Annotated in this window: 21 protein-coding genes; 13 read left to right on the forward strand and 8 right to left on the reverse strand. The window is 40.3% G+C overall.

The genetic code is table 11. From position 1 onward, the window contains the following. Positions 1–786, forward strand: a complete 786-nt coding sequence (locus ACQQ5U_RS13005) for an SDR family oxidoreductase (RefSeq protein WP_437398128.1) — start codon at positions 1–3, stop codon at positions 784–786. Positions 787–788: 2 nt separating this feature from the next. On the opposite strand, the gene ACQQ5U_RS13010 is transcribed toward ACQQ5U_RS13005, so the two are convergent. The 6 genes from ACQQ5U_RS13010 to ACQQ5U_RS13035 all read right to left on the reverse strand — a co-directional run bounded on the left by ACQQ5U_RS13010 (position 789) and on the right by ACQQ5U_RS13035 (position 5,802). After that, a complete protein-coding gene (locus ACQQ5U_RS13010; RefSeq protein ID WP_437398129.1) occupies positions 789–1,514 on the reverse strand; it encodes a LytR/AlgR family response regulator transcription factor in 726 nt (241 codons plus the stop codon). Continuing rightward, positions 1,511–2,458, reverse strand: a complete 948-nt coding sequence (locus tag ACQQ5U_RS13015; protein WP_437398131.1) for a sensor histidine kinase — start codon at positions 2,456–2,458, stop codon at positions 1,511–1,513. The genes ACQQ5U_RS13010 and ACQQ5U_RS13015 overlap by 4 nt, the downstream gene beginning before the upstream one ends. A gap of 166 nt (positions 2,459–2,624) precedes the next feature. After that, positions 2,625–2,834, reverse strand: coding sequence for a hypothetical protein (locus ACQQ5U_RS13020; protein WP_437398132.1), 210 nt, complete (start codon positions 2,832–2,834; stop codon positions 2,625–2,627). Between the two features lie 236 nt (positions 2,835–3,070). Further along, positions 3,071–3,595, reverse strand: coding sequence for a DUF4136 domain-containing protein (locus ACQQ5U_RS13025; protein ID WP_437398134.1), 525 nt, complete (start codon positions 3,593–3,595; stop codon positions 3,071–3,073). 64 nt (positions 3,596–3,659) lie between these two features. Beyond that, positions 3,660–4,661, reverse strand: coding sequence for a GTPase ObgE (gene obgE / locus ACQQ5U_RS13030; RefSeq protein ID WP_437398136.1), 1,002 nt, complete (start codon positions 4,659–4,661; stop codon positions 3,660–3,662). Positions 4,662–4,695: 34 nt separating this feature from the next. Continuing rightward, positions 4,696–5,802 (reverse strand): adenylate kinase, encoded by a 1,107-nt coding sequence (locus ACQQ5U_RS13035; protein WP_437398206.1) that lies wholly within the window; start codon positions 5,800–5,802, stop codon positions 4,696–4,698. Positions 5,803–5,919: 117 nt separating this feature from the next. On the opposite strand from ACQQ5U_RS13035, the gene ACQQ5U_RS13040 reads away from it, so the two are divergent. The 6 genes from ACQQ5U_RS13040 to ACQQ5U_RS13065 all read left to right on the forward strand — a co-directional run bounded on the left by ACQQ5U_RS13040 (position 5,920) and on the right by ACQQ5U_RS13065 (position 11,346). Continuing rightward, on the forward strand, positions 5,920–7,074 hold the full coding sequence (locus ACQQ5U_RS13040) for a 5-(carboxyamino)imidazole ribonucleotide synthase (RefSeq protein WP_437398138.1): 1,155 nt from the start codon (positions 5,920–5,922) through the stop codon (positions 7,072–7,074). A 3-nt stretch (positions 7,075–7,077) separates the two neighbouring features. After that, positions 7,078–7,569, forward strand: coding sequence for a 5-(carboxyamino)imidazole ribonucleotide mutase (purE, locus tag ACQQ5U_RS13045; RefSeq protein WP_437398140.1), 492 nt, complete (start codon positions 7,078–7,080; stop codon positions 7,567–7,569). Between the two features lie 18 nt (positions 7,570–7,587). Continuing rightward, positions 7,588–7,980 carry a hypothetical protein gene (locus ACQQ5U_RS13050; protein ID WP_437398142.1) on the forward strand — a complete coding sequence of 131 codons (393 nt, stop codon included), beginning with the start codon at positions 7,588–7,590 and terminating at the stop codon, positions 7,978–7,980. Between the two features lie 5 nt (positions 7,981–7,985). Beyond that, positions 7,986–10,013: a M3 family metallopeptidase gene (locus ACQQ5U_RS13055; protein WP_437398144.1), complete on the forward strand. Its 2,028-nt coding sequence runs from the start codon at positions 7,986–7,988 to the stop codon at positions 10,011–10,013. Between the two features lie 545 nt (positions 10,014–10,558). Continuing rightward, positions 10,559–11,113: a sigma-70 family RNA polymerase sigma factor gene (locus ACQQ5U_RS13060; RefSeq protein WP_437398145.1), complete on the forward strand. Its 555-nt coding sequence runs from the start codon at positions 10,559–10,561 to the stop codon at positions 11,111–11,113. Between the two features lie 2 nt (positions 11,114–11,115). Further along, positions 11,116–11,346 (forward strand): hypothetical protein, encoded by a 231-nt coding sequence (locus tag ACQQ5U_RS13065; RefSeq protein ID WP_437398146.1) that lies wholly within the window; start codon positions 11,116–11,118, stop codon positions 11,344–11,346. Here ACQQ5U_RS13065 and ACQQ5U_RS13070 read toward each other — a convergent pair. After that, on the reverse strand, positions 11,343–12,167 hold the full coding sequence (locus tag ACQQ5U_RS13070) for a hypothetical protein (RefSeq protein ID WP_437398148.1): 825 nt from the start codon (positions 12,165–12,167) through the stop codon (positions 11,343–11,345). The genes ACQQ5U_RS13065 and ACQQ5U_RS13070 overlap by 4 nt on opposite strands. A 125-nt stretch (positions 12,168–12,292) precedes the next feature. Between ACQQ5U_RS13070 and gcvP the strand changes: the two genes are divergently transcribed. The 4 genes from gcvP to ACQQ5U_RS13090 all read left to right on the forward strand — a co-directional run bounded on the left by gcvP (position 12,293) and on the right by ACQQ5U_RS13090 (position 17,781). Further along, positions 12,293–15,145 (forward strand): aminomethyl-transferring glycine dehydrogenase, encoded by a 2,853-nt coding sequence (gcvP, locus tag ACQQ5U_RS13075; protein ID WP_437398150.1) that lies wholly within the window; start codon positions 12,293–12,295, stop codon positions 15,143–15,145. Positions 15,146–15,314: 169 nt separating this feature from the next. Next, a complete protein-coding gene (locus ACQQ5U_RS13080; protein ID WP_437398152.1) occupies positions 15,315–16,373 on the forward strand; it encodes a 3-oxoacyl-ACP synthase III family protein in 1,059 nt (352 codons plus the stop codon). Continuing rightward, positions 16,374–16,901 carry a methyltransferase gene (locus ACQQ5U_RS13085; RefSeq protein WP_437398154.1) on the forward strand — a complete coding sequence of 176 codons (528 nt, stop codon included), beginning with the start codon at positions 16,374–16,376 and terminating at the stop codon, positions 16,899–16,901. It begins immediately after the preceding gene. A gap of 37 nt (positions 16,902–16,938) precedes the next feature. Further along, entirely contained in the window at positions 16,939–17,781 is an 843-nt protein-coding gene (locus ACQQ5U_RS13090) for a glycosyltransferase (RefSeq protein ID WP_437398156.1), read from the forward strand. Here the strand turns inward: ACQQ5U_RS13090 and pafA are convergent, their stop codons facing one another. Continuing rightward, positions 17,782–19,458, reverse strand: a complete 1,677-nt coding sequence (gene pafA, locus ACQQ5U_RS13095) for an alkaline phosphatase PafA (RefSeq protein ID WP_437398157.1) — start codon at positions 19,456–19,458, stop codon at positions 17,782–17,784. It lies immediately after the preceding gene. A gap of 116 nt (positions 19,459–19,574) precedes the next feature. Between pafA and ACQQ5U_RS13100 the strand changes: the two genes are divergently transcribed. Then, the gene (locus ACQQ5U_RS13100) at positions 19,575–20,312 is read left to right on the forward strand and encodes an MlaE family ABC transporter permease (protein ID WP_437398159.1); all 738 of its coding nucleotides are present in this window, start codon (positions 19,575–19,577) and stop codon (positions 20,310–20,312) included. Further along, the gene (locus ACQQ5U_RS13105; RefSeq protein ID WP_119606741.1) at positions 20,312–21,079 is read left to right on the forward strand and encodes an ABC transporter ATP-binding protein; all 768 of its coding nucleotides are present in this window, start codon (positions 20,312–20,314) and stop codon (positions 21,077–21,079) included. The genes ACQQ5U_RS13100 and ACQQ5U_RS13105 overlap by 1 nt, the downstream gene beginning before the upstream one ends. Positions 21,080–21,105: the final 26 nt, after the last annotated feature.

Below are 21,105 nucleotides of genomic sequence, written 5' to 3' on the forward strand. Positions count from 1 at the left end.
ATGAAGATATCACTTAAAGGAAAGAACGCCCTTGTAGGCGGGAGCAGCAAAGGAATTGGTAAAGCGATTGCACGGCAATTGGCCGAAAGTGGCGCCAATGTGACCATAATGGCCAGAAGCGAAACACGTTTGAAAGAACTGACTGATGAAATGGACAGCTCCCAAGGGCAAAAACATCAATATCTAACCGTTGATTTTACCAACTTTGATGCCTACAAAGCAAAAATATCGGGATTCTTCGAGACCAATACCATAGACATTTTGGTGAACAATACCCAAGGACCTGCAGGTGGTGGCGCATTGGAAAAAAATGTGGAGGACTATCAAAATGCTTTTGACCTACTTTTCAAATCTGTTGTTTTTACTACCGAGCTTGCCTTAAAACATATGCAAGAAAACAAATGGGGTCGAATTATTAATATCGCTTCTATTTCCGTGAAGGAGCCCTTGAATTATTTAGCGCTCTCCAATACCATAAGGGCTGCGGTGGTTACCTGGGCCAAAAGTTTGGCTTATGATGTGGCCAAAGATGGCATTACCGTGAACAATACCCTGACAGGTTATTTTGATACGGACCGTATTGCTCAATTAAATTCAAAAAAAGCAGAAAAGCTGGGAATCTCTCCGGACAAGGTTCGTTCCAACATGGAAGAACAAGTACCCGTAAAACGTATTGGGGACCCTAAAGAATATGGTTATTTGGTGACGTTTTTGGCTTCGGACAAAGCAGCTTTCATAACTGGGACAAATATTCCCATTGATGGTGGACTTTTAAAATCAATGTGATTTTAAAGACTCATGCGGTCTTTAAATATGTAGGATTGGCGGCGGGAAACCTCAACTTCTTCTCCGTTTTTCATGGTGAGCTTTAATTTTCCATTGAACCAAGGCACCACATTTTCTATGTAATTGGTATTGATGATTTGTTGGCGATTGGCCCTAAAAAAAGAATCCTCGGGCAATTTGTCCTCTACTTGATTGAGCGATTTATACAACATAGGTTTCTTGTCCTCAAAAAATACGCGGGTATAATTACCCACAATTTCGAACAAAGAAATATCACCAATCTTGACCAACCAACAGGATTCACCATCCTTTATAAATATCTGACTGTTGTCCGTTAATTTTTTTGCAGTCGATGAGATTTCTTCCTTCGAGGCCATTTTGGAGCGCACCTTTTCCAAAGCCATATCAAAGCGTTTATTGCTTACGGGTTTAAGCAGATAGTCCAATGCGTTGTACTCGAACGATTTTATGGCATATTCATCGTACGCTGTAGTAAAAACGGTAATGGGAACATCATCCAACATTTCCAATAGATCAAAGCCATTTTTTTCGGGCATGTTGATATCGAGCAATAACAAATCAGGAGATTCGGATTGAATCAATTCAACCCCGTCGTCCACATTACCGGCTTCACCCACCAGCTCCAAATCATCATGAAGTTTGATGAGCTCTTTCAGCTCATTCCGTGCTAATCTGGAGTCTTCAACTATCACCGCTCTGATTTTCATGTCAAAGGAATTTTTATTTGCGCCACCACCTCATCGGATATTTCCTCCAATTTAAAAGATGCACGGTCAGCATACAACAATTTCAGCCTTTGTTCAATATTTTTTAACCCTAGCTGCGTAGAATCCTTTGAAATCTTCAAATTTCCGGCATTCCTAACTTCGATATAAAGGTCATTGTCCATTTTGAAAATGGCCAACAAAATTCGCCCTCCATTTTTAAGATTGGAGATGCCATGTTTTACTGCGTTTTCAATTAGTAATTGAATCACCATTGGAGGTATTCTTAAATCCAACGTATCATCGTTTACTTGTTTAACAAATTCCAAACGATCTTCAAATTGAATCTTTGACAAATCGATATAATTATCCACCACTTCCAATTCTTCATGAACCGGAATATCGTTGATGTTATTTTTGGTCAGGGAATATCGAATAATTTCGGAAAGTTTAGTGAGCATTTCTCTCGATTTGTCCACATCTTCCAGCATAAGTCCACGAATATTATTGAGGCTATTGAACATAAAATGTGGATTAATCTGACCCTTCAAGGTGTTCAATTGGGCCTGCTTAAGAGTCGTATTCAATTCCAAACGCTCTATCCTATTCTGATTCAGTTTCAAAAGCAATTTAATCACTAAGTATGTGATCACCCATGATCCGACCAAGAAGACGGAGTTCAGTACCTGGACCATAATTTTGTCGTACCCCTCGAACAAGTGCATTTCAGCCTCGGTGAGTTCCGGACCAAATTTTACATAGATATACCCAAAGAAGACATTTAAAAGGCCAAAAATTGCAGAGGCCACTAATGTGGATACTATGATTTTGATCACCTCTTTACCTCCAAAGGAATCAAAATGCACGTTTCTTTTAAGGTACCAACGTAATATCGAAGTAGAAAATACACCTATGAAAATCCCAACGATGATTGAGAATAAGGTCATCTCAAAACTAACATTCTGGGGAATCAGAGCTGCTATGGAGTTAATAAAACCCCAACCCAGCAATTGAAGAACCCAAAATGCAATATTTCTTTTCCTTGAACTTAACTCCATTATGTTGAGCGTGAATTGCCCAAATTTACATTAAACTTTAACGGTATAAACTATACTAAGAATTTTGTGCCGATTTTCTCCTAAATGGATTGCTACATGACTTTTTTTGAGGTAAAAATGCAATCCACATCATGGTTGAACCTGTATAGAAAAAGGGAAAGTATTCCATATATTCCCACGCATTGAATCTACCGTAGATTCCTATTAATACGCCAAGGACACCCATGGCAAATACTACTTTTTGTTTCGTGTTCAGTTTTCTCATATTGATGAATTTTTTATTCGTTTAAGCGGATTATAAAATAATGCTTACTAAAAGTGAAATAATGAATTTTGCTAGTGCTATCATGATTGTTCGGTTTTAGATTTTAATTCCGATGCTAAAGTAATGGACAACACTTGTCTTATGAAGTGATTTATGACAAGTGGTAATTTAGCCCAACCGAACGGTAAAAGCAGTTTGTTTTTATACAAGAAAACCTAAAATGCTGATTTCAAACGCTATTTTGCTTTTGGCGGAAATTGTGAAAACACCTTTTTAACCAAAGCCCGTAGTTGATTTTCCTTTACGCTGGGCGAGGCATTCTCGCGGAACCCACTCTCCGCTATCGCTTGCCAAACAAGGGCATCTCTTTGGGCATCGACTAAATCGAACTGTATACTGCGCTGCAAGTTGGAACCGCCTAAGGGCAATCCTACGGAAATACCTCCACCAACATTACGTCCACTACCCCCAATGCCAACACCAACATTATTTCTTGGAGCACTTTTGTACTCATCACTCATAATATTGATAAAGAGTTCTGGTTCTTCGGCCAATCGGTAACCTCGAGATTTCAACGTTGAATCCAAAGCTCGGAGCAGACGTCTTTCATCCAACTGATTTAAACCGGATTCCATGTCAGAAAAATAATTATAGGTAGAGTAACTTGAAAAGTCCACCGCCTTATCGTAGTCATAATTTACCTTGACAGAACTACAAGACGTTAGGATAAAAACCAACACTATGGAAAGTAAATAGCGCATGATGGATATTTGGGTCCACCTAAATTTAATCAATATATTGATTAGATAGGTAGAAGAATGCCCATTATTCGTTCAACAACTGCCAAAGCCTATCCTTAAGTTCCTGGATACCCAACCCGCTCACTGATGATATAAAGGTATAGGGGACATCCTTAAAATCCTCTTTCATATCGGCATCCATTTCATCTATAAGCTCTTGATCCAACATGTCACATTTAGAGATTGCTACAAGTCTTGCCTTGTCTAATAGCTCTGGGTTGTATCGTCTCAGCTCATCCAACAGGATTTGGTATTCTTGGCTGATATCCTTACTATCGGCAGGAATCAAAAATAAGAGTGTAGCATTTCGTTCTATATGGCGTAAAAAATAGTGTCCCAGACCTTTTCCTTCCGCAGCGCCTTCAATAATTCCAGGAATATCGGCCATTACAAAACTTCGAAAGTCCCGATATTCCACAATGCCCAAATTGGGTTTTAGGGTAGTAAACTCATAATTGGCAATTTTTGGCTTAGCCGAGGTCATTACCGAAAGTAACGTGGATTTTCCTGCATTTGGAAAACCTACAAGGCCAACATCGGCCAAAACCTTAAGCTCCAGGGTCAAATCTCCCTCTTGCCCCTTTATTCCCGGCTGTGCATACCTTGGGGTTTGGTTCGTGGAACTTTTAAAGTGCCAGTTTCCAAGACCACCCATTCCACCTTCCAATACAATTTTTTCTTCACCATCTTCGGTGATTTCAAAAAGTATCTCATTGGTTTCGGTATCTCGAATCACAGTACCCAATGGTACTTCCATATAAACATCTTCACCATCGGCACCTGTGCTGCGGCTTTTACTCCCGTGCTCTCCGTGACCGGCTTTAAAGTGCTTTTTAAATTTGAAATGGACCAGCGTCCATAAGCTTTTGTTCCCCTTCACAATAACATGACCTCCGCGACCACCATCACCACCATCGGGGCCACCTTTGGCCACATATTTTTCACGACGTAAATGCGCAGAACCTTTACCCCCGTTTCCAGAAGAAATGTGCACCTTTACATAATCGACAAAATTTCCTTCGGTCATATTCTAATTTAAAAAAGTATGTATTGAAAATCAATTATAGAGCGTCAATTACCTTGCTCAAACGCTCGGTAATCTCATCAATCTCCCCTATACCGTTTACAGAATGGAATTTATCTTGCTTTTCGTAGTAGGCTTTTAAAGGAGCTGTTTTTTGATTGTACTCATCAAAACGATTGCGAATCTTGCTTTCATCTTGATCATCGGAACGGCCACTGCTTTTACCTCTTTCCAATAGACGGGCGACTAAAATATCATCCTCAGCTTCAAGGGCGATGGTAGCATTTACTTTCATATCCTTGGACTCCAAGAAATTGTCCAATGCTTCTGCTTGTGCTGCAGTTCGTGGAAATCCATCAAAAATGAAGCCTGCTGCATCTGGATTTTTTTCCACTTCAGCCTTAAGCATATCTATTGTCACCTCATCGGGCACCAAATCACCTTTATCTATATAGGATTTGGCCAAGTTTCCAAGTTCGGTTCCATTTTTAATGTTGTAGCGGAAAACATCTCCCGTAGAAATGTGTTTCAAATTATACTTTTCCTTTAGGAACCCTGCTTGGGTACCTTTTCCTGCTCCTGGCTTTCCAAAAAGCACTAGGTTGATCATATCTGTTTGATTTAATTCGTAAACTTCTCTAAGATTTCGGCCGAGCTCGTTATAGTCCAGCCCATAGCCCACAATAAAATGGTCGGGGATCTCCAGACCTACATAATCAATGGGGTATTCACCGTTGTACACATCGGATTTATAAAAAAGTGTTCCGATCTTAAATTCTTTTACATTAGTATTGGAGAACAAATGCACCAACTGCTTCAAGGTGCGACCGGTATCTACCACATCTTCCAAAATAATAACACTCTTGCCCTCGATATCTTCTGGCACATCCAAAAGTGTCTCCACAATCCCTGTTGAAGTCAAACCTTGATAGGAGCTCAATCTCACAAAAGAAACTTCACAAGGATGTTGGTATGCTTTTAAAAAATCCGCCACGAACATAAAAGCACCATTGAGCACACCTACAAACAAGGGTGTTTCATCTTTATAATCTTCAGCAATCTCCTCGGCCATTTTATCTATGGCCGCAAGGATTTCCCCTTCCTTTAGATATGGTTTAAAAATCTTGTCGTGGAGCTTAATCAATGTGTTCAAGTTATGGTCAGGTTGGCAAAGATAATATTTTTAAAGCTGCTAAGCCCTCACATCTTTTATAGCCTCGTGGATTTCACGTATTTTTGCTCACATTCAATTTACAAAACAATGCAATTTTTCTCTTCCGACTTTACTTTAGGAATTTTAGGTGGTGGACAGTTAGGCAAAATGATGCTTTACGAAACCAGAAAATGGGATATCCAAACCAAGGTATTGGATGCTTCGGAAGAAGCACCTTGTAAGATAGCATGCAACGAGTTTGTTCAAGGCAGTTTAATGGATTTTGATACCGTTCATGATTTCGGAAAAGATGTGGACGTGCTCACGATTGAAATTGAAAATGTGAACGTGGATGCCCTTGAAAAATTGGAACATGAGGGAGTTCAAGTATATCCCCCAACCAAAACTTTGCGAACCATTCAAAATAAAGGGGTCCAGAAATTATTTTATACCGACCACGATATTCCAACCGCTGCCTTTACACGATTTGCCTATACTTCTGAAATCAAAGATAGTATAAGCAACGGAGGGGTTTCATTACCTTTTGTTTGGAAGAGCGCCCAATTTGGCTACGATGGACAAGGTGTTAAGGTGATCCGCAAGATAGAGGACCTCAAAGACTTGCCCAATGTGGAGTGCATTGCCGAAAAAATGATCGATTTTAAAAATGAACTGGCCGTAGTGGTAGCACGGAATACCAAAGGTGAAGTAAAAACGTATCCTGTGGTGGAAATGGAATTTCATCCAGAGGCCAATCAAGTAGAATATGTAATCTGCCCCGCAAGAGTTGATGATGCCGTGGCCAAAAAGGCCCAGGAAATTGCCTTGAAAGTTTCAGAACATATGAAGCATGTGGGATTGTTGGCCGTAGAAATGTTCCAGACCAAAGACGACCAAATTTTGGTGAACGAATCTGCCCCGAGACCACACAATAGCGGACATTACAGTATTGAAGCAGCGTACACCAACCAGTTTGAGCAACATATCCGTGCCATTTTAGGCTTGCCCCTTGGCAAAACCGATAGCAAAGTAGCTGGAATTATGGTTAACTTGGTGGGGGCCGAAGGACATACTGGAGAAGTAGTTTACCAAAACATGGAAAAAATACTGGGGATGGATGGAGTTACCCCGCACATTTACGGTAAAAAACAAACAAGGCCTTTTCGTAAAATGGGCCATGTAACCATTGTTGACAAAAATATGGACAGAGCCAGAGAAGTGGCACAGCAGGTAAAAGAAACCATTAAAGTGATAAGCAAATAAGATATGAGCAAAGTAGCCGTAATCATGGGAAGTACAAGCGACCTTCCCGTTATGCAAGAAGCCATTGATATATTGAAAGAATTGGGCGTTGATGTGGATGTGGATATTGTTTCCGCCCACAGAACACCAGAAAAATTGTTCAGCTTTGGCAAGAGCGCCCATACCAATGGCTATTCCGCCATTATTGCTGGAGCAGGTGGCGCAGCACATTTACCAGGTATGGTGGCATCTTTATCACCCCTACCCGTTATCGGAGTTCCGGTAAAAAGCAGCAATTCCATTGATGGTTGGGATTCAGTTTTGTCCATTTTACAAATGCCCGGTGGAGTTCCCGTAGCTACCGTAGCTTTGAACGGTGCAAAAAATGCAGGTATACTCGCTGCACAAATAATAGGAAGCTCCAATCGTGAAATTATGGACAACATTATTTCTTATAAAGAAGGGCTTAAGGAAAAAGTCATTAAAGGTGCCGAAGAAGTAAAGAAAGCATTCTAACGCAAACTTTGTTCACTTATGAACTACAATCAAATTGGCATATTGTTGGGGATTTTTGCCATCGCCTTTTTTGGATTTACGGTAAAAAAAGTGAGCAACCCTTATCTAAAAGGGATTTGGAATAGTGCCCTTTTGGTTTTTACCATATATGCCGCCCTCTTAATTTATATAGAAATACGATGGCAATTTATTTCGGACTATGCCAGTAAATTTGATTTGAACGGAAATGGTTTTGTAGATATAAACGAATATTCCGATGAAGCGATCAAAGCCATGAACCGGAGAACCTATGGAGCAAATATTAGATTATATGCACCTCTGACCATGGCCGTATTTTCTTCCATTATTGGTTTCGCCTACTTAGTGAGCGATTGGGCCGTAACACGTTTTAAAAACAAAGAACAGAATTAAAAAGTATGAGCAATCCACTTTTGGAGCCTTTTAATCAAGCTCCATTTTCAAAAATAAAAAACGAACATTTTAAACCTGCTTTTCTTCAGGCCATTGAGGACACCAAAAAGGAAATCGATACTATTGTGCTTAACCCAGAGCCACCGACTTTTAAAAATACTTTGGAAGCTTTGGATTTTTCCGGACAACAATTGGACCGTATCTCCAGTGTATTTTTTAACTTGAATTCTGCCGAGACCAATGAGGAAATTCAGAAAATTGCCCAAGAAGTATCCCCCCTATTGTCGGAGTTCAGCAACGACATCACTTTAAACGAAGGGCTTTTTGAGCGCATCAAAACTGTTTATGAACAACGAGATTCGTTGGATTTAACGAAAGAACAGGAAACACTTCTGGAAAAAAAATACAAGAATTTCAGTAGAAACGGAGCCAACCTTAATGAAGAGGATAAAAAACGCCTTCGTGAAATAGATGCAGAGCTATCCAAATTAAAATTGACATTTGGCGAAAATGTTCTGGCCGAGACCAACAAATATGAAATGTTGCTCACGGACGACAAAGATATAGAAGGTCTTCCCGAGGGAGCTAAAGAAGCTGCAGTTCAATTGGCCGAATCCAAAGGCAAAGAGGGTTGGTTGATTACTTTGGATTATCCAAGCTATATCCCGTTTATGAAATACGCCAAGAACAGGGAATTGCGCAAGGAACTTTCTTTGGCATTTGGCAGCAAAGGCTTCCACAATGATGAGTTGGATAATCAAGAAAATGTAAAACGCATTGTGAATCTTCGCTTTGAACGAGCCAATCTTTTGGGTTATAAGACCCATGCTCATTTTGTACTCGAAGAACGTATGGCCGAAACCCCGGAAAAGGTATTGGATTTTTTAAACGAACTTTTAGAAAAAGCAAAGCCGGCTGCGGAAAGAGAGTTTACGGAACTGGAAGGCTTTGCCAAAGAACTCGACGGTATTGACCATTTGGAAAAATGGGACAGCGCTTATTATTCCGAAAAATTGAAGCAGAAATTGTTCAATTTGGACGATGAAAAGTTGAAACCTTATTTCAAACTGGAAAATGTGATCAGTGGGGTGTTCAAAGTTGCAGAAAAGTTGTTCGGACTTACATTTAAAGAAGTTGACGATGTGGACAAATACCACGAAGAAGTAAAAACCTTTGAAGTGTATGAAAATGATAACTTCATATCCTTATTTTATGCCGATTTCCACCCTAGACCCGGAAAACGTGGTGGCGCTTGGATGACCTCCTTCAAACCACAATATACCTTGGGTGGAAAAAACAGTAGACCACATATTTCCAATGTGTGCAATTTTACAAAACCTACCAGCTCAAAACCATCCTTGTTAACGTTTAATGAGGTAACCACACTATTCCACGAATTTGGGCACGCCTTGCACGGAATGTTGGCCAACACTACCTATCCAAGCTTATCCGGAACCTCTGTGTACTGGGATTTTGTAGAGCTTCCAAGTCAAGTGATGGAGAACTGGTGCTACGAAAAAGAGGCCCTGGAACTTTTTGCCCATCATTACGAAACCGGTGAATTGATTCCTATGAAATTAGTAGAAAAAATCAAGGAGTCTGCCACTTTTCAAGAAGGTATGGCAACTGTCCGTCAATTAAGTTTTGGACTGTTGGATATGGCTTGGCACGGAAAAGACCCGTCAAACATAAAAGATGTAAAAACCTACGAGACCAAGGCTTTTGAGAGCACCAATTTGTTCCCTGAAACACCAGAAACCTGTATGAGCACATCGTTCGCCCATATTTTCCAAGGTGGGTATTCTTCTGGCTACTATAGTTATAAATGGGCCGAAGTTTTGGATGCAGACGCCTTTGCCTATTTCAAGGAAAACGGAATTTTCAGTAAAATAGTGGCGGACAAATTCAAGGAGCATGTGTTATCCAAAGGTGGTACCGAAAACCCTATGGAACTGTACAAACGATTTAGAGGCGCCGAACCCAATATTGATGCATTGTTAGAGCGTGCTGGGCTTTTGGAAAGTAAATCCTAATCGACTGCGAACGTTAAACCTGGGCCATCTCCATTTGTAAAGGTGACTATGCCTACAACGGCTATAACCAAGCCTAGTGTCAAAACCGACACCGATATAGTTTTGCCCAGGGATATTTTCATTAGTTTAGCTTCGGTTATCATTGACTTCTGAAGAGTAATCTCATTTTTATGTTGGATTACATCAATAGTGGAATTGGCCACTTCTTTAATGGTTACTTTTTCTGACTTACCATTACCTTCCTTGACCTCATATTTTTCCCCAATCTTATAATCATTACTTGTAGAATCTAATCTTCGATAACTACAGTAACAATAGAACCATAGAAAAAAATAGAATCAATTTTTTATAATTATTTGATTTACTTTGAGTTATATAGTTTTACATCAAAAAGCTCTACGATTCGAATAAATAATACCCAAATGCCAAAAGAAAGTTAAACTTTGTAAAAACCCGTTAAAAAAGGTTTAATGAGCAGTCTAACTCGTTTTTGACTATAGAATTATATGTCCAAAAACCACTACATTTGGTAATTCGATAGGAATATGGCCAAACACAAACTTCAACCAGACAATTGGGTAGACCAGTATGCGGATTACCTGTTCAACTATGCAGTTTCTCGTGTAAGCGATGCTGAAATTGCAAAAGACTTGGTGCAGGAAACCTTTTTTGCAGGTCTCAACTCGGCCAAGAACTATAAAGGTGATGCTGCCGAACGAACATGGTTGGTATCTATACTTAAACGAAAAGTAATAGACCATTACCGAAAAGTAAACTCCAAAAAAGGAAAAGCAGAAGTACGCATGAACTACAGTTCTGAATCGGAGGCTGAAGGAGATTGGCTGGAACAGCAAGTGGCCGACCCCTATAGCAAAGATGGTGACAATGTGCTTGAAAATGAAGAATTGGGATCCGCAATTCAAGATTGTCTCACAAAACTACCTCAAAAACAGGCTTTGGTGTTCAAATTGAAAACAATTCAGGGCATGAGCACTGAAGATGTTTGTAATGAACTCGATATAAATCCGTCCAATCTGTGGGTAATGATCCATAGAGCAAGAACGGCACTCATGGGTTGTTTAAACGAAAATTGGTTTTAGGTATGAAGATTTCATGTAAAGAGGCATCAGGTATTTGTGACAAGTCCCAATATAAGGAAGCTAGTTGGTTGGACATCATTAAACTTCGCATCCATCTATCTTATTGCAAGGTTTGCCGCGCGTACTCCAAAAAGAATAGCGAACTAACTTCACTATGTGATAGAGCTGGGCTTACCATGCTATCGGATGATGACAAGAAAAAAATGAAAAGGGATCTAGAAGATAAGATCTAAAAATAATTTTCAGTCCACCAAAACAGAAGAAACCAGAAAATCGGTATTGCCTCCACCCAAAACATTACAAAGTATCTCGAGTGTAATCGCTTTCCAGAACAAAGTACAAGAACAAGGGCTGCTGACAAAACTAACCGAAGTACAATTTCAAGCTGATGTATTTCATCCTTCAAGAAAGTCAATAGGAAAAACATCAGGGTAATACCAATTCCCAATCGCTTCGTATTTTTAATTCCAAGTACTTGAGGCAATGTCCGGAGACTTTTATGGTCCCATTGCACATCCCTAATCTCAAAAGGTAGAATAAGTACTAAAACCAATAGCATCCTTTGAATAAACGTTACCGAAAAGTCCCAATGTAAAGACATATTGGCATCCAGAACTGGTAGTAAAACGGAAAAACCGGCCCAAACAAAGGCTACAATATATATTTTCAATCCTGCCAAATTCCTTAAGTTCTTAGCTCTTGGCAACAGTGGTACCGCATACAGGGCGGAAAGCACACCCAAAATAATGGTAGCCACCCAAATTTCTTCATCCAATTGAATCAAAAAGTAAATGGCAAATGCAAAGGCTATAAAACTAAATATTTGAATGATTTTATGGTAGGCGTTGGACACAATCAGGTATTTGTAGGCTTCCACTCCATACTTGATAAAATTGTAACAAACAATCACGCTAAAAAAAATAAACCCCAGAAGGTTAATGTCCGATGAACTCCCCAAAAGATGAAAGGTAACCCCAGCCATAGCAATCACCGCCACAGCCACATGAATGCTTGCATCAAGATAAAAATTAAAAATAGCCTTTAGGGTTCGCATGGAGTAAAATATTGTGCATTTTGCCAAAGGTTAACTTGTGGTTAACAACTTTGGTTCAGAGTCTTTCAAAATTGACCATTTTCATCGAATTAATCCCTAATTTTGTGCACTTTATTGGATTGAACATGAACACAGAGGTTTTTGCCGCCAGACACATTGGCATCACAGAAAGAGACTTACCCCAGATGCTCGAAACCATTGGGGTGGAAAATGTGGAACAACTCATTAATGAGACCATTCCCGATGACATCAAATTAAAAAAACCACTAGATCTTCCCGAAGGGATTAGCGAACATGAGTTCCTAAACCACCTGCAAGATTTAGCCAAAAAGAACAAGGTTTTTAAAACCTATATTGGTTTAGGGTACCATGAGTCCCTGACGCCATCGGCCATCAAAAGAAATATTCTGGAAAATCCAGGGTGGTATACCGCTTACACACCGTACCAAGCTGAGATTGCCCAAGGTAGATTGGAGGCTCTTTTAAACTTCCAAACCATGGTGAGCGACCTTACAGGTATGGAACTTGCCAATGCCTCTCTTTTGGACGAAAGTACCGCTGCCGCCGAAGCCATGAGCATGTTGTTCGAGGTGCGTAGCCGCCAACAAAAAAAGGGAGACGTCGTAAAATTCTTTGTCTCAGAGGAAATACTTCCCCAAACCATAAGTTTGCTCGAAACACGTGCTACGCCCTTAGGTATAGAGTTGGTTTTGGGCAATCATGAAGATTTTGATTTTTCCGATGAATTCTTTGGTGCGTTATTGCAATACCCGGGAAAACATGGTCAATTAAACGACTATGCCTCCTTTGTGGAAAAAGCCAAGGCCAAAGAAATTAAAGTAGCCGTTGCCGCAGATATTTTAAGTTTGGTAATGCTGACTCCTCCGGGAGAATGGGAAGTGGATGCAGTAGTGGGAACCACACAACGTTTTGGGATTCCATTGGGCTATGGTGGCCCACACGCCGCATTTTTCGCCACTAAAGAAGCATACAAAAGAAACATTCCCGGCAGAATAATCGGAATCACCAAAGATACGGATGGCAATCCGGCCCTTCGTATGGCACTTCAGACTCGGGAGCAACACATAAAGAGGGATAAAGCAACTTCCAACATCTGTACCGCTCAAGTACTTTTGGCCGTTATGGCTGGAATGTACGCTGTTTATCACGGACCAGAAGGTTTAAAATATATTGCCAACAAAGTGCATAACAACACCAAAAAGCTGGCCAAAACATTGGAAGCCTATGGGTTTGAACAATTAAACAGCGCTTACTTTGATACCATTCAGGTAAAAGTTAAAAATACAAAGCAACTTAAGGAAGTAGCAGAAAGCAAAAGCATCAACCTGCATTATATTGATGACAGCACCGTTTCCATCTCATTGAACGAAGCTGTTTCCAACAGCGATTTGGATGTATTAATTTCATGCTTCTTGGAGTCTCACAGCTTAAAAGAGAAATCTTTGGGCGAGATTGAATTGGATGAAGCCATTCCATTCGATTTACAAAGAAAAACTCCATTTATGGCGCACGAAGTGTTCAATTCCTATCATTCCGAAACAGAATTGATGCGTTACATCAAAAAATTGGAGCGTAAGGATTTAGCATTGAACCAATCCATGATTTCTTTGGGAAGCTGCACCATGAAACTGAATGCTGCTTCGGAAATGCTGCCCTTAAGTTGGGCAGAATGGGGCAACATTCACCCTTTTGTTCCGATAAACCAAGCCGAAGGGTATCAAGAGGTACTGAAATCGCTTGAAGAACAATTGAACGTAATTACCGGATTTTCTGCCACCTCGCTTCAACCCAATTCTGGAGCACAAGGAGAATATGCCGGACTTATGGTGATCCGTGCCTATCACAAATCAAGAGGTGAAGAACACAGAAACATCTGCTTAATTCCAGCCTCTGCTCACGGAACCAATCCTGCATCAGCTGTAATGGCGGGCATGAAAGTGGTTGTGACCAAAACCGATGAAAAAGGAAACATCGACATGGGCGACCTGACTGCAAAAGTAGAGCAATATGCGGACAACTTAGCTGCATTAATGGTCACCTACCCTTCCACTCATGGTGTCTTTGAATCATCCATCAAACAGATTACAAAACTCATCCATGATAATGGTGGACAAGTATATATGGACGGTGCCAATATGAATGCCCAAGTGGGATTGACCAATCCTGCGACCATAGGAGCCGACGTTTGTCACTTGAACTTGCACAAGACCTTTGCCATCCCACATGGCGGTGGAGGCCCTGGAGTTGGACCTATTTGTGTTGCGGAGCAATTAAAACCTTTCCTTCCTTCCAACCCAGTAATTGAAACTGGCGGAGAAAATGCGATAACTGCAATTTCCGGTGCACCCTGGGGAAGTTCATTGGTTTGTCTGATTTCTTACGGATACATTAAAATGTTAGGTTCTAAAGGACTTACCAAAGCTACTGAAGCTGCTATTTTAAACGCTAATTATATTAAAGACCGTTTAAAGGGCAAGTTCGATGTGCTTTATACCGGTGAACGTGGACGTGCGGCCCATGAGATGATCATTGACTGTAGACCTTTTAAAGCAAATGGCATTGAAGTAACCGATATTGCCAAACGCCTTATCGATTACGGCTTCCATGCGCCTACGGTTTCTTTCCCCGTTGCAGGAACGTTAATGATCGAACCAACGGAAAGTGAAAGCCGAGCCGAGCTAGATCGCTTCTGTGATGCATTGCTATCTATCAGAGAAGAAATTGATGAAGCTTCTGCCGACGAAACCGATAATGTACTGAAAAATGCCCCCCACACATTGGGAATGTTAACGAGTGACTCTTGGAGTCATTCATATAGCAGGGAAAAGGCAGCTTTCCCATTACCGTATGTAGCTGAGAATAAGTTTTGGCCAAGTATTAGAAGAACAGATGAAGCGTTTGGGGATCGTAATTTAATGTGCACCTGTACGCCGATTGAAGAGTATATGGAAGCCTAAAAACCATTGTAAACATTGAAAAAGCCTTGATTCTAAAATTAGATCAGGGCTTTTTTTATATACCGCAATATAAAGGCTACCTTTTGAACATTGTAACAATTGTCATGCACGCATAATACCACTTATCTTAATACCTTAACTTGTTGTATATTAAAAACCTCTTTACAAAATGAAGATTGGCATTACAGGTACCGGAAGCTATATTCCATCCATTATAACCAAAAACGAAGATTTTTTGAATCATGAGTTTATGGAGACCGATGGGTCGGCTTTTGAACACCAGAACAACGTGATCATTGAAAAATTCAAGGCTATTACAGGTATAGCCAACCGACGGTACGCCAAACCCGATTTAAAAACTTCTGATATTGGTTTTTTGGCAGCCGAAGAAGCCATTTCAAACGCCGGAATCGACAAAGAAGAACTGGATTACATCATATTTGCACATAATTTTGGGGATCTTACACCCGGAAAAATCCAAGGAGACACCCTACCTAGCCTTGCCTCCCGAGTAAAACATTTGCTACGTATCCAAAATCCAAAATGTGTTGCCTACGATGTACTTTTTGGTTGTCCAGGATGGATTGAAGGTGTGATACAAGCCACTGCATTCATTAAAAGCGGAATGGCCAAAAAATGCTTGGTCATTGGAGGAGAAACGCTTTCCAGGGTAGTAGACCATCATGATAGGGACAGTATGATTTTTTCCGATGGGGCTGGAGCCACTATTTTGGAATCCAATACGTCAAATGGTGAAATATTGTCACATGCATCGCTAACCTATGCCAATGAGGAAGCCTATTATCTATACTTTGACAAGTCCAATAGCCCTTCTGCATGCGAGGATACCCGATATATTAAAATGCAAGGGAGAAAAATTTATGAATTCGCTTGCCTTAATGTACCAAAAGCCATGGCTTCCTGTTTAGATGATAGCGGTATTGATATTGATGATGTCAAGAAGATTTTCATCCATCAGGCCAATGAAAAAATGGATGAGGCCATTATAAAAAGATTTTATAAAATCTATGGGAAAACGGTGCCCGAAAATATAATGCCCATGAGCATTCAGGATTTGGGCAATAGTTCCGTAGCCACAATTCCCACTTTATATGATATGGTTCTTAAGGGCAAACTACCCGAACATGAAGTAAAAAAGGGAGATGTTATTATCTTTGCAAGCGTTGGTGCCGGAATGAACATCAATGCCATTGTCTATAGATACTAAATGTACGAAAACAACTTTCCCAACAAACGCTACAAGCATACTTTAGCGTTTCTACAGAAACATATTGATACTACTGAATCCATTTTGGACCTCGGGGTCGAAAATCCTTTTTCAGAAATAATGAAATCCAAGGGGTATAATGTAAAGAATACCTCGGGTGAAGATTTGGATGTAGATTTTCAAAATGTCGCACAAACCAATACCGATGTAGTAACTGCCTTTGAAATATTTGAACATTTGGTGGCCCCTTTTAATGTCCTCAAAGAAATCAAAGCAGAGAAACTAGTAGCAAGCATTCCCATGCGATTATGGTTTTCACCAGCTTACCGAAGCAAGACCGACCCATGGGATCGTCATTACCACGAATTTGAAGATTGGCAATTTGATTGGCTTTTGGAAAAAGCAGGTTGGACGATCAAAGACACGGCCAAATGGACAAATCCAACCAAAAAAATTGGAATACGCCCTATCCTTAGATACTTTACAAACAGGTATTATATTGTTTATGCTGAAAGGACCCAAAAGTAATTTGGGATAAATGCCCGAATTTTTAGACTTTTAACACATGCGTATAAGTATCGTCATCCCAGCACACAATGAGGCATCTTATTTAAAGGACTGCTTGGACTCATTTGTGTCTCAAACCTATTTGCCCAATGAGGTAATTGTAGTGGATGATAATTCTTCGGACGGTACTTTTAAAATTGCCCAAAGTTTTGCAAAGCAACATGACTGGATAAAAGTGCTTCAGCGCAAATCAATTGACGAGCATATTCCCGGAAAAAAAGTAGTGGACACCTTTAATTTTGGTTTAAAACACACTTCGGAATACGACCTCATCGGAAAGTTTGATGCAGACATTGTGTTACCTCCAAATTATTTTGAACTTATCGTCAATCAATTTCAGGCCAATTGGAAACTGGGCATGTGCTCTGGACTCCTGTTCATTAAAAAAGGGGAAGATTGGGTGTATGAAAACATCGCGGACAAATCTCATATCCGAGGTCCCATAAAGTTGTACCATAGAGCTTGTTTCAATAAAATAGGCGGATTGCGTCCTGGTGTAGGCTGGGACACCATGGATACCCTTTTGTCCAAATACCACGATTTTGACACCTTGACCCTCCCAGAACTTCACGTAAAGCACCTCCGCCCTACGGGGCATGGGTATAGTTCCAAAAACTATCAAGCCAAAGGAATGGCCATGTACAAAATGCGGTATGGCATTGTACTTACCAAAATTGCGGCCTTAAAAATGGCATGGCAGGCCAAAAGCCCTAGCTTATACATTCAAGCAGTTTTGGGTTACCTTAAAGCATTCTTCCAACAACAACCAAAGTACGTTTCCAAAAAAGAAGGAAAATTTATCCGAAGTTTTCGCTGGAAAGGGATTTGGTCGAAATTGTAATCATTTAAACTCCAAAACCTCCCCAATTGGTTGTCCGGTTGTTCCATTCGGGAATGCAATACCCAACAAAGTGGCAATGGTAGGAGCAATATCCGGTATCTCCGTGCGGTTTACCGTACTACCTTGTTTAACTCCTTTACCAAATAGCAATAAAGGCACATGGGTATCATAAATTTGAGGAGAGCCGTGTGTAGAACCTGTTCTGCTATATGAAATATATCCAGGATCGGGTACGATAAGCACATCGCCCGAGCGTTTTTGGTTATATCCGTTCTGTAAAATGTATGGAATGCCCTGGGTATAGTCATTGGCCCACATTTGGTGACCTGTATATACTTGGCCAATACCTTCGTACGATAACAGTTCTTGGGCTATTTCTTCTTGGGCTATTACAATGTCAATATCCAAATTGGTCAAAATTTTATGATCTAAAAACACTTGATAATTCGAAAGGTTTTTGACCACATCTGTGGTTCCATATTTATATTGTAAAAAATCATCAAACTTTTCACCAATACCTTTCATATCAAGATAACCCGCAGGTATTTTTTGATCTTTCAAGTAGGAAGGCACATTAATGGCTGCATGGTCCGCAGTTAAGAAAACTGTGTATTCACCTTCACCTACTTTTTCATCCAAAGCAGAAAAAATTCGGGCCAAATCCTGGTCAAGTCTTATGTATGTATCTTCTACTTCCTTGGAATTGACTCCATAAAAATGCCCCACATAATCGGTACTGGAAAAACTGATAGCTAAAAAATCGGTTATGGCATCCTGACCTAATTCTTCACCTTCGAGTGCCGCCAAAGCGAAATCCGCGGTAATACTATTACCATAAGGGCTTCTGCGCAATAAATCAAATTGACCATTTTGCCCCCATATTGTTGGAAAATCATGCGGGAAGGCATTCGTTGATTCCCCTTTTTGCAACCCTTCATAGTTATTGACATCCAAACCACTTTCCACATAGGTTTCAATAGGTTTTAAGGTATTCCATGGTTTTTTATAGGCTTCAACAATATTGGACGTATTAAAATCCTCCACCCACTGTGGCAACTCATCCATATAGTAGGAGCTCGTGATCCAGTTTCCAGTTTCTCCTCCCTCGAACCAATATGCTGCATTGGCCGAATGTCCGGCAGGTAATATGGCGCCCCTATCTTTTAATGCCACACCAATCACCTTTCCTCTTTGTTGGGTGTGCAATCTTAGCTGATCGGTAATGGTAGTGGTAAGCATTCTATGCGGTGACATTTTTCCTGCATCGGAAGTGGTCCCAACAGAAGAGTAGCTATCATCCCCTGCACAATACACTTCTTTATCGGTTGCCTTGTCGTACCAATTATTGCCAATAATACCGTGCATAGATGGCGTAGTTCCTGTATAAACCGAGGTATGGCCTGGCCCTGTACTGGTGGGCGCATAGTTAAAATGGTTGTTTTTGGCATTGAACCCTTCATTTACCATTCTTTTAAAACCTCCATTGCCATACTGGCCCCAAAAACGGGTCAAATAATCATAGCGCATTTGGTCCACCACAATCCCAACTACAAGTTTAGGTGTTTGGGAAATAAGCTCTTGTTGTGGCTCCTCTATACTCTTTTTTCTACGCTGACCATATGAAATACTGATCATGCACAATGCTAAAATTGAAACTATAAGATTCGTTGTTCTCATGCTAAGGTTTTAATCAAATAACAACAAAACTATTGATTTCTCCTGTTTAAAAATTTAAATGAAGGTTAAATGCTTAACAATATTCTTATTTTTATCACCTCAAGTCCATAAAACGCATGAAATACCTAGAAGCGATTGGAAAATACTTCATCATGATTTGGGAAGTATTTAAAAAACCTACCAAGTGGCGCATTATGAAAACCTTGATTCTCAAGGAAATCGATGAGCTGATTTTTGGAGCGATGGGCATCATTATTTTTATCTCCTTTTTTATTGGGGGTGTAGTTACGATTCAAACAGCGCTCAACCTAAACAATCCCCTTCTACCTAAAAGTTTAATTGGATTCGCCACAAGACAATCGGTGATTTTGGAATTCGCTCCAACCTTCACCTCAATAATAATGGCAGGTAAGGTCGGGTCATACATCACATCCAGTATAGGAACAATGCGAGTAACGGAACAAATTGATGCTCTCGAAGTTATGGGTATCAACTCACTCAACTACCTTGTATTTCCTAAAATTGTGGCCACCATGCTGTACCCTTTTGCCGTTGCGATTTCCATGTTTGTCGGTATTTTAGGAGGTTGGGTGGCAGCCGTATTTGGGGGCTTTGCTCCAAGCGGTGATTTTATACAGGGACTGCAAATGGATTTTGATTCGTACCATGTAACCTATGCCTTTATTAAATCGATTGTGTTCGCCTTCGTAATCGCTACGGTCCCTTCTTACCATGGATATTATATGACAGGTGGTGCTTTGGAAGTAGGAAAAGCCAGTACAACATCTTTTGTATGGACAAGTGTGGTGATTATCATTGTGAACTATGTATTAACCCAATTGTTGCTAGGCTGATGATAGAAGTAGAAAATATACATAAATCGTTTGGGGACAATCACGTTCTAAAAGGTATTTCCACAGTATTCGAAAAGGGAAAGACGAACCTGATTATTGGGCAAAGTGGCTCGGGTAAAACGGTTTTTATCAAATGTCTGCTTGGCCTTTTTGAGCCCGACGAAGGACAAATTTGTTATAACGGCCAATACTATTCCAAGCTTTCGACCAAAGAAAGAAGAAACCTACGTCAAGAAATGGGCATGGTGTTCCAAGGAAGTGCACTGTTCGATTCCATGACAGTGGAGGGCAATGTAATGTTCCCTTTGGATATGTTCACCAACCAGTCACAATCGGAAAAGCAAGATCGTGTAGATTTTGTTTTAAAACGGGTTAACCTGATCGATGCCCATAAAAGATATCCTGCAGAAATTTCTGGGGGAATGCAAAAAAGGGTGGCCATTGCTAGAGCCATTGTAATGAATCCCAAATACTTGTTCTGTGACGAACCCAACTCTGGACTAGACCCAAAAACAGCTATTTTAATTGACAACCTGATACAAGAGATTACCCAGGAATACGATATTACAACAGTAATCAACACTCACGACATGAACTCCGTAATGGAAATCGGGGAAAAAATTATATTCCTTAAAAATGGGTTTAAAGAGTGGGAAGGAACCAACAAAGAAATTTTTAAAACGGATAATAAAGCCGTAACCGATTTTGTCTACTCTTCTGAACTATTTAAAAAAGTGCGGCAAATGTATATTGAGGAACGGAATTGATTCAGACATCAGACATCAGACATGTA

This window comes from Flagellimonas lutimaris, assembly GCF_051494225.1.
In the GTDB taxonomy this organism is placed as follows: Bacteria; Bacteroidota; Bacteroidia; order Flavobacteriales; family Flavobacteriaceae; genus Flagellimonas; species Flagellimonas lutimaris_A.

What these genes read in the sequence shown, in the direction of transcription:
- ACQQ5U_RS13055 (WP_437398144.1), top strand. Translation starts at nt 7,986, where the DNA reads ATGAGCAATCCACTTTTGGAGCCTTTTAATCAAGCTCCATTTTCAAAA.
- purE (WP_437398140.1), top strand. Translation starts at nt 7,078, where the DNA reads ATGAGCAAAGTAGCCGTAATCATGGGAAGTACAAGCGACCTTCCCGTT.
- ACQQ5U_RS13080 (WP_437398152.1), top strand. Translation starts at nt 15,315, where the DNA reads ATGAAGATTGGCATTACAGGTACCGGAAGCTATATTCCATCCATTATA.
- ACQQ5U_RS13015 (WP_437398131.1), bottom strand. Translation starts at nt 2,458, where the DNA reads ATGACCTTATTCTCAATCATCGTTGGGATTTTCATAGGTGTATTTTCT.
- ACQQ5U_RS13010 (WP_437398129.1), bottom strand. Translation starts at nt 1,514, where the DNA reads ATGAAAATCAGAGCGGTGATAGTTGAAGACTCCAGATTAGCACGGAAT.
- ACQQ5U_RS13020 (WP_437398132.1), bottom strand. Translation starts at nt 2,834, where the DNA reads ATGAGAAAACTGAACACGAAACAAAAAGTAGTATTTGCCATGGGTGTC.
- pafA (WP_437398157.1), bottom strand. Translation starts at nt 19,458, where the DNA reads ATGAGAACAACGAATCTTATAGTTTCAATTTTAGCATTGTGCATGATC.
- ACQQ5U_RS13090 (WP_437398156.1), top strand. Translation starts at nt 16,939, where the DNA reads ATGCGTATAAGTATCGTCATCCCAGCACACAATGAGGCATCTTATTTA.
- ACQQ5U_RS13065 (WP_437398146.1), top strand. Translation starts at nt 11,116, where the DNA reads ATGAAGATTTCATGTAAAGAGGCATCAGGTATTTGTGACAAGTCCCAA.
- ACQQ5U_RS13085 (WP_437398154.1), top strand. Translation starts at nt 16,374, where the DNA reads ATGTACGAAAACAACTTTCCCAACAAACGCTACAAGCATACTTTAGCG.
- ACQQ5U_RS13060 (WP_437398145.1), top strand. Translation starts at nt 10,559, where the DNA reads ATGGCCAAACACAAACTTCAACCAGACAATTGGGTAGACCAGTATGCG.
- ACQQ5U_RS13040 (WP_437398138.1), top strand. Translation starts at nt 5,920, where the DNA reads ATGCAATTTTTCTCTTCCGACTTTACTTTAGGAATTTTAGGTGGTGGA.
- obgE (WP_437398136.1), bottom strand. Translation starts at nt 4,661, where the DNA reads ATGACCGAAGGAAATTTTGTCGATTATGTAAAGGTGCACATTTCTTCT.
- ACQQ5U_RS13025 (WP_437398134.1), bottom strand. Translation starts at nt 3,595, where the DNA reads ATGCGCTATTTACTTTCCATAGTGTTGGTTTTTATCCTAACGTCTTGT.
- ACQQ5U_RS13050 (WP_437398142.1), top strand. Translation starts at nt 7,588, where the DNA reads ATGAACTACAATCAAATTGGCATATTGTTGGGGATTTTTGCCATCGCC.
- ACQQ5U_RS13005 (WP_437398128.1), top strand. Translation starts at nt 1, where the DNA reads ATGAAGATATCACTTAAAGGAAAGAACGCCCTTGTAGGCGGGAGCAGC.
- ACQQ5U_RS13100 (WP_437398159.1), top strand. Translation starts at nt 19,575, where the DNA reads ATGAAATACCTAGAAGCGATTGGAAAATACTTCATCATGATTTGGGAA.
- ACQQ5U_RS13105 (WP_119606741.1), top strand. Translation starts at nt 20,312, where the DNA reads ATGATAGAAGTAGAAAATATACATAAATCGTTTGGGGACAATCACGTT.
- gcvP (WP_437398150.1), top strand. Translation starts at nt 12,293, where the DNA reads ATGAACACAGAGGTTTTTGCCGCCAGACACATTGGCATCACAGAAAGA.
- ACQQ5U_RS13070 (WP_437398148.1), bottom strand. Translation starts at nt 12,167, where the DNA reads ATGCGAACCCTAAAGGCTATTTTTAATTTTTATCTTGATGCAAGCATT.